Source organism: Acinetobacter sp. CIP 101934 (assembly GCF_000369585.1).
GTDB lineage: Bacteria > Pseudomonadota > Gammaproteobacteria > Pseudomonadales > Moraxellaceae > Acinetobacter > Acinetobacter schindleri.
Window position 1 is genome coordinate 1618161 of the sequence record NZ_KB850094.1, and the last position, 14774, is coordinate 1632934.

Annotated in this window: 15 protein-coding genes; 9 read left to right on the forward strand and 6 right to left on the reverse strand. The window is 41.2% G+C overall.

Features of this window, described 5'->3' with window-relative positions:
* Positions 1-196 precede the first annotated feature (196 nt).
* The 4 genes from F899_RS08070 to F899_RS08085 all read left to right on the forward strand — a co-directional run bounded on the left by F899_RS08070 (position 197) and on the right by F899_RS08085 (position 2991).
* Complete coding sequence (locus tag F899_RS08070; RefSeq protein WP_005222013.1) at positions 197-799, forward strand: nitroreductase family protein; 603 nt, start codon at positions 197-199, stop codon at positions 797-799.
* A 126-nt stretch (positions 800-925) separates the two neighbouring features.
* Positions 926-1294 carry an immunity protein Imm33 domain-containing protein gene (locus F899_RS08075; RefSeq protein WP_005222014.1) on the forward strand — a complete coding sequence of 123 codons (369 nt, stop codon included), beginning with the start codon at positions 926-928 and terminating at the stop codon, positions 1292-1294.
* A complete protein-coding gene (locus tag F899_RS08080) occupies positions 1291-1704 on the forward strand; it encodes a hypothetical protein (protein ID WP_005222015.1) in 414 nt (137 codons plus the stop codon). Before F899_RS08075 ends, F899_RS08080 begins: the two co-directional genes overlap by 4 nt.
* Before the next feature lie 516 nt (positions 1705-2220).
* Complete coding sequence (locus F899_RS08085; protein ID WP_005222016.1) at positions 2221-2991, forward strand: alpha/beta fold hydrolase; 771 nt, start codon at positions 2221-2223, stop codon at positions 2989-2991.
* Between the two features lie 20 nt (positions 2992-3011).
* Here the strand turns inward: F899_RS08085 and F899_RS08090 are convergent, their stop codons facing one another.
* The 6 genes from F899_RS08090 to tssH are packed head-to-tail and all read right to left on the reverse strand — an operon-like array spanning position 3012 to position 10644.
* Positions 3012-3971, reverse strand: coding sequence for a M15 family metallopeptidase (locus tag F899_RS08090; RefSeq protein ID WP_034434000.1), 960 nt, complete (start codon positions 3969-3971; stop codon positions 3012-3014).
* Positions 3972-3976: 5 nt separating this feature from the next.
* A complete protein-coding gene (locus F899_RS08095; RefSeq protein WP_005222019.1) occupies positions 3977-4624 on the reverse strand; it encodes a hypothetical protein in 648 nt (215 codons plus the stop codon).
* Positions 4625-4638: 14 nt separating this feature from the next.
* The gene (gene icmH, locus F899_RS08100) at positions 4639-5448 is read right to left on the reverse strand and encodes a type IVB secretion system protein IcmH/DotU (protein ID WP_004894615.1); all 810 of its coding nucleotides are present in this window, start codon (positions 5446-5448) and stop codon (positions 4639-4641) included.
* Between the two features lie 5 nt (positions 5449-5453).
* The gene (tssK, locus tag F899_RS08105) at positions 5454-6818 is read right to left on the reverse strand and encodes a type VI secretion system baseplate subunit TssK (RefSeq protein WP_004894617.1); all 1365 of its coding nucleotides are present in this window, start codon (positions 6816-6818) and stop codon (positions 5454-5456) included.
* Positions 6819-6824: 6 nt separating this feature from the next.
* Positions 6825-7931 (reverse strand): type VI secretion system protein TssA, encoded by a 1107-nt coding sequence (gene tssA, locus F899_RS08110; protein WP_005222021.1) that lies wholly within the window; start codon positions 7929-7931, stop codon positions 6825-6827.
* 46 nt (positions 7932-7977) lie between these two features.
* A complete protein-coding gene (gene tssH / locus F899_RS08115; protein WP_004894622.1) occupies positions 7978-10644 on the reverse strand; it encodes a type VI secretion system ATPase TssH in 2667 nt (888 codons plus the stop codon).
* 352 nt (positions 10645-10996) lie between these two features.
* Between tssH and F899_RS08120 the strand changes: the two genes are divergently transcribed.
* The 5 genes from F899_RS08120 (at position 10997) to tssE (ending at position 14772) form a co-directional block, all read left to right on the forward strand.
* A complete protein-coding gene (locus F899_RS08120; RefSeq protein ID WP_228127796.1) occupies positions 10997-11662 on the forward strand; it encodes a hypothetical protein in 666 nt (221 codons plus the stop codon).
* 28 nt (positions 11663-11690) lie between these two features.
* A complete protein-coding gene (gene tssB, locus F899_RS08125; RefSeq protein WP_005222025.1) occupies positions 11691-12194 on the forward strand; it encodes a type VI secretion system contractile sheath small subunit in 504 nt (167 codons plus the stop codon).
* Positions 12187-13668, forward strand: a complete 1482-nt coding sequence (tssC, locus tag F899_RS08130) for a type VI secretion system contractile sheath large subunit (protein ID WP_005222026.1) — start codon at positions 12187-12189, stop codon at positions 13666-13668. Before tssB ends, tssC begins: the two co-directional genes overlap by 8 nt.
* Before the next feature lie 48 nt (positions 13669-13716).
* A complete protein-coding gene (locus F899_RS08135; protein WP_004809258.1) occupies positions 13717-14220 on the forward strand; it encodes an Hcp family type VI secretion system effector in 504 nt (167 codons plus the stop codon).
* A gap of 75 nt (positions 14221-14295) precedes the next feature.
* The gene (gene tssE / locus F899_RS08140) at positions 14296-14772 is read left to right on the forward strand and encodes a type VI secretion system baseplate subunit TssE (RefSeq protein WP_004894639.1); all 477 of its coding nucleotides are present in this window, start codon (positions 14296-14298) and stop codon (positions 14770-14772) included.
* Positions 14773-14774: the final 2 nt, after the last annotated feature.

Below are 14774 nucleotides of genomic sequence, written 5' to 3' on the forward strand. Positions count from 1 at the left end.
TAAATTAATAAGCCATTCTTTATCATAAGAATATATAAAGATATTACTTTAATAATATAGCTATTCTAAGCATATTTTCTTAAGCTATAAGTACTAATGAGTAGATGAATTATAGAATTCTTATTTATTAGATTTCCTTCATAAAAATAAGTGAAGGTTCCAGTTTTTCCGAAGATATATCAAAGGATTTTTAATAATGTCGAATCAGTTTTTAGATTTAATTACAAAACGCCGTACGATCTACGCGATTGGCAAGAATGTCACACAATCTCCTGAATTCTTAACTGATTTGATTCAAAATGCTATTAAACAAAGTCCCTCATCATTTAACTCACAATCTTCCCGTGCCGTGATCCTGTTTAATGGTGAACATGAGAAATTCTGGAGCTTTGTCGCAGAAAAATTAAAAAGTTATGCCAAAGATGAAGAAAGTGCTGCAAAAACCTCAGCGAAAATGGGAACTTTTGTTGCAGGCTTAGGTACGGTTTTATTTTTTGAAGACCTAGATGTCGTGAAAAGCCTACAAGATCAGTTCCCATCTTATGCAGATAACTTCCCGATCTGGGCAGAACATTCTACTGCGATCGCTCAGTTTGCGACCTGGACAGCATTGCATACTGAAGGCTTGGGTGCATCTCTACAGCATTACAACCCGATCGTAGATGAAAAAGTTCATGCAGAGTGGGACATTCCAGCAAACTGGCAACTGAGAGCACAACTGGTATTTGGTTCAGTTGAAGGTGAGGCGCGTGCCAAAGACTTTATGGCGGATCAAGACCGTTTCAAAGTATTCAAATAATTTGAAAAACCGGCATCTGTCTAAATTCTTATAGGCAGATGCCATGCAATAGGCGATAAAAGCATATTCCGAATAATAAAAATTAGGCTACACTTAGGGCGCATTAAATCTAAGAGAAATGGCGCTATGTCAAAGAACACCCAAAAACTTTCACCGCTTCAAGAGCTTATTGCTGAACAGAAATTGTTATGCGAAGAAGTCGGTTCTGCCTATGTAGAGGTGAGTGGGGATGACGTTATTGCCGTGGCAGTCCATACCCTGAATCAGGACCCAATTGTTGGCATTCGCAAGGCAGTAGATACAGCAACAAAAGTGAGCTGGTATATCTATGGTGGTGAACAAGTATCCAGCGATGCTGACTTTGAAATTATGACTGTACGTGAATTACAGGATATTGTCCCAGAAGTGCTTCCTTATCTGGCGCTGGATCAAGGCTTTCGTTTCATGATCGATGCTGATGATTATGAAGATGTATGGAAAGAAGGTCAGGAATGAACCGCTTAGCTTTTGCTATCTTGCTGGGACTCAACGGTGTACTCATCACGAATTACGCCGTAGCCGAGACGATGACCCAGGAGCAATTTGATCAGTATATTGCTGAGCAAACACGCGTGGTCAATGACAGCAAAGCCATTCTGGATGAACCGCATACAGCATCAGACAAGCCGAGTATCAGCACCGAACGTCAGGTATTATGTGATCGCATTCAGGCTTATCAGAATATCTTGAAAGCTTCTCAGGAAAATAGTCAGTTGAATATGGCTTCCATGATGGCGATGGTGGCGCAAAATTATCTGGATCGTCAAAACCAGAGCATGAATAGCTCTGGCATGACTACAAGTGTTTTTTGTAAGAGCAGGGCAGAACAGCCTGTTGAAGAAGATAAAGCAAAGCCTTTGATTTAGGTTAATTTTCTGATATTTAATTTATTAAAACTACATAAAAATAAGATTAATGCGAATTTTCCCGGGTAAATACCAAGAAAAATGAAGTATTGATTAAAATTATTAAACATTAATAGCGACAGGTGAGATAGCATAAATTTCTCATTCTGTATCATCAAAAAATAGCCTAAGCAATTTTATCTGGTAAAAGGGAAGAGATAGTTTTAAATCCATTGATGTCTTACTGAAAAATTAAGACTATATTTCCGAAATTAGCCTTCAATCATATTCATTTATAGCTCGTACTCATTCAGCTTAATTTATTAAGCCTATTTACTGATGATTTATCCAAATCTTGAGGTTTCAAACGCTACCGTCAAAATTTTTTAAAATATATTTGACAAATAGCCTAAGCAAATCTCTTTATACCGAGTAAATAGCCTAAGCAAAATTTATAATTTTAAGAATTAGCAATTGATTAATTTTCAATAAAATTCCAATATCAACAACTAAACTACGAAATCACGGAACTCTCAAATGATCCTCAACTACCAAATTACCACTCATGATGACTCAACACTTGTACCAATGGTCTTCATTCATGGTTTATTCGGCAGCTTGAGTAATTTAGGAATGCTGGCGCGACATTTTGCAAGTCAACGTACAGTCATTCAGTTAGATCTGCGCAATCACGGTTTATCAGGACATACGGATCAACATGATTACCATCTCATGTCAGAAGATGTACTTGAAACTCTGGATAGTCTCAATATCACAAAATTTGTTGTGGTGGGGCATTCTATGGGGGGGAAAGTTGCCATGAAACTGGCTGATATTGCACGAGGTCGGGTAGAGCAGCTTGTGGTTCTTGATATCACCCCAATCCAATATCATGAAAATCATCATGCAAAAATTTTTGAAGCTTTATTAGCTGTAGAACGTGCCAACGTGAATTCACGATCGGATGCGACAAAAATCATGTATGAATATTTACAAGAAGAAATGGTGATTCAGTTCCTGCTAAAATCCTTTAATAAAGGACAATGGCTGTTTAATGTGCAGACGCTATATAAGCATTATCAGGATATTCTATATTGGGAAGATCTGACACCAGTTGATATACCAGCACTTTTCTTAAGAGGTGGTAACTCATTTTATATTTCCAAACCAGAACAGTTCGCTGTGATTGAACGTCAATTTACGCATGCCAATGTTGAACTCATTGAAGGTGCAGGTCATTGGTTACATGGTGAGAAGCCGGCACAAGTTTTGGAACATATGCAAGCCTTTCTGGATGAAAACCAATAAAATCTGTTAGAGCTTGAAGGTCAGTATGCAGCTGCTTGTAGCTGACCTTCATTAATCAGCTGAGCCGCCATTTCAGCCGTTTTTTTCAGACCCGGCATACGATATTCAGTATGACCATAATCTTTGATTGATTTCCAGCGACCGCCCCAAGTGAGTCCGACGGATTCGGCCACTTGGCCATAGAGTTCATAACCACGCATCGCCCATGGATCTCGCTCGCTGATCAAGACTTTGCCATTCCGTTTAAAGGCAATATCCGCGGCCAGACCAAACTGATGATAACTTTGATAGCCTTTGGCGCGTGTGGTATTTGGATTCGCAGAGAGTGAATTTTGGCGTTCTGGACTACGATAACCTTCTAATAAAACCAGTTCATAGCCATGCTGTTCACGCATAATTTTAAATACCATCAACAAACGCTGTTTATAACGTGGATTAATTTTGTCCCATTTCCGGTTGGCTGTATTGAGATCGTTATGATGATGAGTGTCAGGCAGATGCACATCTCCAGCAGGATTAGGTAAAGGGTTAATCACTTGCGCTGAAACGACGTTGGCATAGTAATTTGCTTCTTCCTGCAAGGCTGTTTCAATCAGATGTTCATCTACTTCTGGAGGAGGTGCGAGCACCTGACCATCCAGTAAGCTATAGATTTGCGGATCAACTTCACGTAAATAATTTGCTTCAAAAGTACTGGCAGTAATGGGACGGGTTAAGCTAAAAATGATGCTGCTGCTGAATAACGCCAATGCGGCTAATAAAATCCACCATTGCTGAATATGCCAATGTGACTGGATTTTCTCTGACGAAGCTGCCTGATTAAATTCCCAAGCCACCTGTTTGGCTGCCAAAATACGATTCTTGCCATACGGTAAAATTTGCGTGAATAAACTTATCAACCGGATTCTGAATTCATAAGAAACCAGCACCAACATGCCGATGCTAAGTAAAATAAAACTGGATAATATGAGGTAGATCATGCTGCTTATGACTGTGCGACTTCAGGACGTTCTTGTGCAGTCGTCACAGGCGACTGTTCCTGAGTAGACGTACTTGCTGTTTTTAGCTCAACAGTTTTTTCTAATTGTTTTGGTTTTGTGGGTTGAGTAACAAGCCTTACATTTACAGGATTTTTTTCAGATTGTTGGATTTCTTTAGATGGTGCAACAGAAGATGGAATAGTTTGTGGTTGGGATTTAAGCGGTTTAATTTTACCATTGGCCTGAGGTAAAGGCTTTTGCGCTTGAACACCAAATGCAGATTCAAAAGGTGAACCAGGATTTTCGGTTTTAGTTGTACTTTCTGGCTTTGCCACCTTAAACATATTGTCAATATTTTGATCAAAACCATCTTCCGGATTAGGGATATTTTCCTGATCCGACGGCGCACCGGCTGTTTGGATAAGCTGCTCACTATCTAACGTATGGCTTGAGTCTGCGCCTTGATCGCTTTCTACTGTTAATTGTGCAGCAGTAATGTCTTTATGATCCTGATAATAATGATAACCGAGCAAAGCTGAACCTACTGATAACACCCCAAGTATAAATCCGCTCAAGAAGTAAAATTGAGGAGAATAAGACAGAGCCTTTACAGGCTGTAAGATAGGAATATGTTTATTATTTTTGTATGCCATAGTCGGTGCAATATTTATGGTAAATGGATGGTGATATAAGCCTGTTCTGCAGGAACACTAATCACATTTTGATATTGGGCAAATGCTGCATGGCGGTCTTTAGACAATACATAGTGCAAACCCACAAAGCTTGCCAGCGCAAACAGCAGCCAGAAAATCAAAATCCAGAAAAATGGTAATTCGCGGTGAATGATATGTTTAATCTGATCCGGAATGGCCGAAAAAGGAGAAAAGGCTTTTTTCCCTTTGAGATAATCAATCTCATCGCCGACCCGACTAATCAGACTATTCAGCTGACTCATCGATTCAATCCGGTATTTTCCATGAAAGCCTAACAATAAACAGTAATGATAGACTTCAAGAACGGCGAGGCGTTCTTTGTCTTTATTGCGGATTTCTTCCATGTATTCAAAGAAACGATAACCTGCCAGTTGTGATCCAAACAGACTTAGTTGGAGTGGACTCATCATCCAGAAATTTTGCAGATCAAAAAAATGCGGAGCTTGCTGGGTCACGATGGTTTCATCGAGTAATGCGCAATAGGCATATTTTGCATCATGAATATCTTTAGCAGAAAATTGCAGTTTTCTCGCCTGAGTCTCAAAACGTGATAGCATATCCAGTACTTTCTGGCGGAAGGATTCCAAATCGGAAGGTACATACTGATTACGAATCAGAAATACCACATAGAATCCATCATGTAACAGATCGACTAGACTGGCAGTCGCTGAGTGTGGATGTGTATCTGTATTTGTTATAGCTGTAAAACCGGTGCCAATTTGTCCGTCGTCAAATAGTGAAGGGGCATTATTTAGACTATTCATTATTTTTATCCATTTACTACAGCAATCAGCTCAATTGAAATGTCCTGGAACCCACTCGGGATATAGACACAAATGGTCTCGGACTCAATCATGTGCTGATACAGTTCATTATTCGGTTCTATCTCAAAATAGCTCACACCTGAACGTACCGGAATCGCGGTCGGCACCTGAATCAGATGCTGAACTGGCACTGCGGGTAAAGCGGCAATGACCCGCTGTTCAACATCAACCGTACTGCCTACTTTGAAGCGTATCGGTACATAGGCAATCAGGTCATGGCTTGGCATTACACTACTGGATACCGCGAGATACAAACGGGTATCCCGGGAAATTTTGTCTGTTTCAAGACTCCCCACCCAATAAGATGGGCGGGTTTCTTTCAGGGTAATACTGATATAGCGGTTTGAAATAATCGTATCCAGCAGCTCACGTAAAATGACATCCAGCTGGCCAAAACTGTCCTGTAAATGATGATGCTGATATTGCGGTAACTGGTCGACAGCATACGTGGTTGAAAAAGTCAGTAATGATCCAATCAGACGCAATAATTCGGAATAGAGACGTTCTGGATGAATGCGTGGATATTGCAGGATGTGATTTAGAGTGGCATGGGCAGTATTGAGTGCATTCACCAACCAGAAAGACACAATATCGCCAGAACGGAATTCAATCAGTTTTTGTTCATTTTCACGGTTGTTGTTCTGAATAGTTTTTATTTTGGCGCGAATAATATTCAAAGTCCGCTTCAGATTATTCAGTAGATTTTCTGAGGCTTCGATATGCAGAATCGGTGGAATAAATTTATGATCCAGCACAAAATGCCCTGAGCTTTGGCGTTTCATTGTTGCAATCGGCATATAAAAATAACCATCGAGGGCCTGTTCAGGTTCCTGGCTGATTTCAAAAATCTTGAATTCCGCACGACGGCGTAACAGGGTAATTTCAGCTGTAGCGGCATTGGTAAATAGATCATGAGTCGAGCTTAAATGGGAATGATAACGGCTGGACTGTGAACTATCTTCATGATTAAGATTTTGTTTACTTGCCTGAACCATCGGTAAAGCAAGATAAATAGCCATTTCTGTACGCAGATTCAGGCTTTCTAGTTGCACGGGCTCAGGTAATAGATCCTGTGAAGGTGCACGATAAATTTCCCCATCTTGCCAGACCATTTCAATCCGGCTGAGTGCCATGATATTCATGCTGAATTGGGCTTCATCAAATTCAATCACTTGAATTCCATAGGCAAAAGGAAAGGTTGCCTGAATCATCTGGTTCAGACGTTGTTCATGATAGGCATCTTGTAACTGAAAATGCTGAGGTCGTAAAAATAAACCTTCCCCCCAAAGAACTTTTTCTGCTTTAAACATTCAGTCTTACCACTCACTATTCGAATTATTCATATCGGGTACACCTAGTAACTCTTGCACCTGTTCCAGGGGATTCTCATTTTTAATCACGTGTGCCAGCCATTCGTGTAGCGGCATCTGGCTCCAGCGAATGGTTTTCTGCAGCATATAACTCACCGGGCTGTGCGGTTCATGTATCTGGAAATAATTAGCAATTTCATTTAAGACTTTCAGCGCCTGTTCCCGGTTGGCCAGATGATTTTGTGGCTGTAATCTGAATTGAGTCTGCGCAACAGCAGAGACTGTATCCGTATAACCTGGCTGAATTGCTGATTCTTTCGGCTGTAATAAGTTTTCATTATTTTGATGTACGATCTGTTCCACTTTATACAGGCGTTTAATCAGGGCAATAATGGAATCAACCTGTTCATCTATTCCAGAAAAACTCGGTGCATCCAGACCCAATAAATCATCTAGGTTTTTTTTGAGTTGCTGCCAGTGCTGATGAATATCCAAAACCTGCTGGTAGTTTTGGATTTGTACAGAACGGGAGGTTGCCTGTAGCAATTGCTCGAAGTTGTGAAGTTCATCATTGCCAGTTAGAGATTCATGACCTTCATCCTGCTGACTTTGACGCAGCCGGATATTTTGTTGATGTAAAAATGCCTCATAATTTCCCAAATGATAAAACGGTGCCTGACTGACCACGGGAACCTGTTTCATTAATACCGGAATCTGGCTGATTAAGCCTTGCAGTAAACCCAGGCGCTGATCTAAATCATCTTCCTCAATTAAAGGATGTAAATCCGGCCAATATTGCTGAATACTTCGATGGCTCAGTTCCAGGCCACGGGAAATTCCTTCAAATCCGTGAGTTCTTGCCCAAGCTTCAGCTAACCAGGTGTAAAGTCGCAGGTCTTTGGTTTTATCACTTAACAGCTCAACCGATTTATTCAGTACAAACTGCCAGTCTGCCTGACGTGGCTCAGAGATCCAGTCACCTTGATCTAGCAAAGGATCATCTTGAGTTCTGGCCTTTTTAATGGCATGAAAGTCATTTGAAAATGAGCAATCCTCCCCACATGGCCGATGATCAGAGATGGGGGCAAGCAGTTGTTCAATATCTAGGGTCATTCTTCACCTGAAACTTATTCTTTTTCTTTAATTTTTAAATCTGGCTTTATACGGCATCCGTTTTCTTTTTTCGGGTGCGTTTGGTTTTCGCTTTGGGTTGCTGTTGATCTAAAAGATAAGTAATCTCATCATTTTCAACCTCAATCTGAATTTTCTCAGGCACTTTTTCTTCACTGAGTGCCATTAAAATTTCGGTGGCTAAAGCAGGCAATACACTGGTATTAAGAATATGGTCAACATTACGTGCACCGCTATCCACTTCTGTACAACGGCTTAAAATCAGTTCTAACAGATCGCCGCTATAAGTGACTTCGGTTTTATATTGCATTTGAACACGCTGAATAATTTTACCGAGTTTATGTTTAATAATTTTGAGTAGCAGATCATCATGTAACGGGAAGTACGGTACGATCTGCATACGTCCCAAGAACGCCGGTTTAAACTGCTGATATAAAATAGGTTTAAGCTGTTCGATCAGCTCCTTTGCACTTGGCCAGTGTTCAGGTTGATGGTTCAGACAGGCCTGCATGATGGCAGATGAACCAACATTGGAGGTCAGTAAAATTATGGTATTTTTAAAATCAATCAGCCGTCCTTCACCATCTTCTAGCATACCTTTGTCAAAGACCTGATAGAATAATTCCTGTACATCACGATGCGCTTTTTCAATTTCATCCAGCAACACCACGCTATATGGATTGCGGCGAACAGCTTCAGTCAGCACGCCACCTTGACCATAACCGACATAGCCTGGAGGCGCACCTTTTAATGAAGAAACAGTATGGGCTTCCTGATATTCTGACATACTGATAGTAATCAGATGTGATTCACCACCATACAATTCATTTGCCAGGGCGAGGGCAGTTTCAGTTTTTCCAACACCACTTGGACCAATCAGTAGGAACACACCTTGGGGTTTATTCGGATCTTCCAGTCTGGCTTTAGAAGTTTTAATGCCTTGTACCAGTTGCTGCAGGGCATAATCTTGCCCCATCACACGCTGTGCCAGACGGTTTTCAAGCTCTAATACCTGCCTGATTTCATCATTAACCATTTTACCCACTGGAATACCCGTCCAATCCGAAATGATTTCATGAATGATGCTGACATTGACGCGTTCAAAGACCAGTGGATTTTTTTGCTGTACTTCAACTAGTTCTGCACGTAACGCCGCAATTTTTTGACTGGATTTTTCATCCTGGTCTTGTGCCTGAAACTGCCGGATCTGCTGAACAAGGTGCAATTCATGTTGCCATTGATCTTCCAGACATTGGATGCTGTGCTGAAGCACTACAATTTTTACTGAAAGATCATTAAGTCGTTCATGATGAATGGGCAGGTTCTGGTTTTCTTGAGTGAGTAATTTATGCTCCAGTTCCAGATTATGCAATTGTGCCTGCAGTTGATCGAGTTGTGCCGGTTGAGTATTCTGAGTCAGTGCAACGCGTGCGGCGGCAGTGTCTAAGACACTAATTGCTTTATCGGGTAACTGACGTCCACTAATATAGCGATGCGACGCATGTACCGCAGCAATAATCGCTTCATCATCAATCTGCAAATTAAAATGCTGAACCATTACTGGAATCATGCCGCGCAGCATATCAATCGCGACTGCTTCTGTCGGCTCCTCAACTTTGACGACCTGAAAACGGCGGCTGAGCGCTGCATCTTTTTCAAAATACTGTTTGTATTCCGTCCACGTGGTTGCAGCAATAGTACGTAATTCACCTCGTGCAAGTGCTGGCTTGAGTAAATTCGCAGCATCATTCTGACCGGCCTGGCCACCCGCACCAATCAGGGTATGCGCTTCATCAATAAACAGGATGATTGGATAGGCAACACTTTGTACTTCCTGAATTACTTGTTTCAGTCGGTTCTCAAATTCACCTTTGACACTGGCGCCTGCCTGTAACAGCCCCATGTCCAGCACATGTAATTGCACATTTTTCAGGGCATCAGGGACCTGTTGCTGGGCAATTTTGAGAGCCAATCCTTCCACTACAGCCGTCTTGCCGACTCCCGGCTCACCTGTCAAAATCGGATTGTTCTGACGACGGCGCATCAAAATATCCAGCATCAGACGAATTTCAAATTCACGCCCAATGACTGGATCAATTTTTCCTTGAATAGCTTTCTGCGTCAGATTGATGGTGTATTGATCCAGCGCAGGAGTTTTCTTTGCAGTCGTTTTAGCATTTTGATGAGCTACTGGCTGAGACGTTACTAATTGAGCTGACACATTTTCAATACTGTCCTGGCACAAATCCAGGAACTGATGCTTCATTGTATCAATTGGAATCAGCTCAAAAATTGCGGATGAACGCATCGCAATTTGAGACAGTTCAGACGCAGTCAGTAAAGCCACAAGCAGATGACCACTACGAATGACGGGTTCTTTTTCAGCGGAGGCCAGCAGCCATGCCTGCTCAAGTAAGCGGATAATTGACGTGGCAAAAATAGGGGTGCGCGAATTGCCTTTGTTAAGCTGAAATAAACTTTTATTTAGATCATCTAGCAGAGCTTCTTTAGAAAGTTTATAGTTTTTAAGCAATAACTGGACATCATTTAGCTGGTTATGCGAGAGTAATTCGAGAAAAAAATGTTCAATTTCGATTTCGTAATTTTGCTGATGAATACAGGTGTTGGCAGATTTCTCAAGACATAAACGTGCATGATCAGATAATTTAGTAATTAAAATTTTCAGATTATTCATGTATTTCTCATTATTTATTCTTACAAGGCACAATCTTTTTAAGGTTTGAAAGATAGGATTGTGCTGTTGTTGTTATTTATTTGCATGACTGCAATTGAATCAGTTCTTCTGATCAATTTTACCCTAATATTTATATGTTTTTAAAAGAATAAAAGTCATATAATCTTTAACATTTTTCTAGAGACTGTTAAAAAATATTTTACAAAAGTCAATTTTTGTTGTTGACTTAGTGTGATCATTTTTTGTTAAATTCGCAAGATGATTTTTAAATAATAAATACAGAAAAGTCATTTCAAGTAAAAAAATCAACAACCAGAAAAAGAAAAGTTTGAGGCTAATTTTGAAAAAAAATATGAGTTACATACTCGTGCTGATGCTGGCTGTCTGCACGATGAGTCTGATGCAGACGCATGCTGCAACCCTAAAAAAATCATGTCTTAAAGTTCATCCACTGGCCGAAGGAGATACTGATCCAGAAATCCTGCAACAGTATGAACAGCTTTGTGCCAAAGCCACTCGGAAAGATCTTAATTTACAGCGTAAAATCAAAGCCGATATTGCTCAACTTTATCTGGATCGTGGTCTGCATCTGAAAGCACTTCAAGCAGTAGATCAGTTAAGTCGTGAAAATTACATAACACGTCAACTAACAGATATTAGCTTCCTTGCTGGTGTTGCGATTTCTAATCATGCCCTGAACTATATGCGCACTACAGAAATTCGTCCGCTGAATGAAGAAACCTACGCCATTACCAAAGTTTTTAATGACAATGTACGTTTATCCCAACCCGTTACGGTTATGCCTCTAAGGGCAGAGAAGGATTCAGGCAACAAGAAAAAAACGGTGACTACGGCAAGTAAAAAAACCAGCTCGGCTAAAACACGTATAAGTGCTCCTGTACGGAGTAAAGCAAAAGAAATATCTAACAGTAATGTTATCGCCAAAAAAACAGAGCCGGTCGTCCTTCCTAATGTTCAGTCTAGCTCCAATCCATTTGGTGCACTTCGAAACAACTAATAAAAAATAATTCATAGGAATCAGCAATATGGCTAAGCGTGAAAGTGTACAGAAGAAATTACAGCGGATTCGTCCACCACGTGTGCAATTGACTTACGATGTGGAAGTTGGGGATGCCCGCGAAGTCAAGGAGTTGCCCTTTGTGGTCGGCGTGCTGGGAGATTTTTCAGCAGCATCTGAACTGGAAAAAACCAAGTTAAAAGACAAGAAATTTATCAATGTAGATTTAGACAATATTGATGAAGTGATGGAGTCATTGGCACCACGGGCCAATTTTCAGGTTGAAAATACCCTGACCGAAGAGGGCGGCAAGATGTCTGTGGACCTGACCTTTAATTCCATGGATAACTTTAAGCCAGAACAGATTGTACAGCAGGTTGATCCATTGCGACGACTGGTTGAAGCACGTGAACGTTTAACAGATTTACGTAATAAAATTTCCAATAATGAACGTTTGGAAGATCTCTTGGATGAAGTCCTAAAAAGTACTGATCAGATCCGCAAGATGAGTGTGGAGGCGGAGCATGAGTAATTTAAATGCAGCAACTGCTGAACACCTGAATGTTGAAGAATACTCATTACTTGACTCTATCGTCGAGCGTAGCCGTATCGCGCGTACGGATGAAGAACATGACCGTGCCAAAAGCCTGATTGGTGAACTGGTACGTGAAGTCATGGCGGGTACAATTACTGTATCCGATAACATGACCCTTGCACTGAACAAGCGTATTGCTGAAATCGATGCCCTGATTTCAACCCAGCTGAGCAAGATCATGCATCATGAAGCATTCCAGAAGATTGAATCAACCTGGCGTGGCTTATATTATTTCTGTCAGGAAACTCCCTCCAACTCTTTGATTAAAATCCGGATGTTGAATACTACCAAAAAGGAATTGATTAAGGATTTCCAAAGTGCCACTGATTTTGATCAAAGCACCTTATTCAAGAAAATCTATGAAGAAGAATATGGCTCTTTTGGTGGAGCACCTTATGCTACCTTGATTGGTGATTTCGAGTTTGATCGGACGCCATCAGACATGTATTTGCTGGAACAGATTTCACATGTGGCAGCAGCAGCACATGCACCATTTATTTCTGCAGCCAGCCCCAGCATATTGGGGCTGGAATCATTTACCGATATCGATCGTCCACGTGATGTGTCCAAGATTTTTGAAACTGCTGAATATGTACAGTGGCGTTCATTCCGTGAAAGTGATGATGCACGTTATGTTGCATTGACCATGCCACGTGTATTGGGGCGCCTGCCATATCATCCGCAAGAAGGTACGGCGACTGAAGGTTTTAACTATGTAGAAGAAGTATCTGGTGAAGATCATCACGAATATCTGTGGATGAATGCCGCTTATGCTTTTGGTACTCGCTTAACCAATGCTTTTGATATGCATGGCTGGTGTGCTGCGATTCGTGGTGTTGAAGGCGGCGGCCTGGTTGAAGGACTTCCTGTACATACCTTTAAAACGCCTGACGGTGACGTGGTATTCAAATGTCCAACCGAAATTGCAATTACGGACCGACGCGAAAAAGAGCTGAGCGATCTTGGTTTTATTCCACTGGTACATTGCAAAAATACCGATTATGCCGCGTTTTTTGGTGCTCAATCGACTCAGAAGCCGAAAAAATATGACAATGATGCCGCGAATGCTAATTCTGCTTTATCGAGCCAGATTCAGTACATCATGGCAGTTTCACGTATCGCACATTATTTAAAAGCGATGATGCGTGACAAGGTAGGAAGTTTTGCTTCTGCAGGCAATGTTGAAGCCTTTTTGAATGACTGGTTATCTCAATATGTATTACTGGATGATGGCGCCTCTCAGGAATCAAAGGCGCAATATCCTTTGCGTGAAGCGTCAATCAAGGTTGTAGAAAATCCAGCTGAACCTGGTCACTACAAATCAGTGGTCTTCTTAAGACCACATTTTCAGCTTGATGAGTTATCAGTATCCCTGCGACTTGTCACTGAACTGCCGCAATCGAGCAATTAGGTCGGTTGCATTTTCTATTATTGATTATAAAACAGGATAAAAATAACAATGAAAGACATATACGTCCAATTTCGCGGCAAATATAAAGTCGATGGTGAATCACGCGATTCTGAACATAAAAGTTGGCTTGAAGTAAACTCTTGGTCCCATAATATTCGCCAGCCTAAATCTGCGACGTCTTCAAGTGTGGGTGGTCATACCGCTGAGCGTGTAGAACATTCTGACATGATTTTTGTCAAAGATCTGGATGCTACCAGCCCGAAACTTTGGGAAGCATGTTCTGCCGGTTATACCTTTGATGAAGTTCAGATTGACTTCTATCGTGCCAACGGCGACAAGCGTATCAAGTACCTACAGATCAAACTGAAACACGTTCTGGTTTCTCAAGTTATGCCAAGCGTGAATGCAGAAGGCGTACCGACTGAAGCGTTTGGCCTGAAATATGCTGCGGTTGAGTGGACTTATAACCAGCAGGATATTAATGGTACACAGAAAGGTGCTGTAACCAAGAAATGGTCATTATCCAATAATACGGCATCTTACGCTGCTTAATGCTTCTGAATTTAGAGGCTTGCACCTGCAGGCCTCTATCTGAATGAATAAATATCAAATGGATGATGGAAACACATGAATCTGGATCAGCTTTATACTTATGGATTTCGTTCGACCTTGTTTGATCGACTGCTGCCACAAGATGAAACCCGTGCACAGGGCATGTCGATTCAGCAGTTACGTGAAGCCGTTGCGGCAGATCTGGAAGATCTGTTGAACAGCCGTATGGTCATGCTGAACCATGTGATTGATGATTATGTGCTGGTCAAAAAGTCCATTTTGCAATTTGGGATTATTGATTTTGTGGGCTTATCGACTGCAAATCCGATGGATCGTGACAAGATTTGTCGCTCGATTGAAGCTTCTATTTCAGCACATGAACCACGGCTTAAGCATGTCCGGGTGGAAATGCTGCTAGATGAAAACAATATGGGTAGCCTGTGCTTAAGTATTCAGGCCTATTTAAATATCCATCCTTTATACGAGCCTGTAGTTTTTGATGCTTTATTAAAACCGACCACACAACAATATGTTATTTTGCCAAGATCATAATA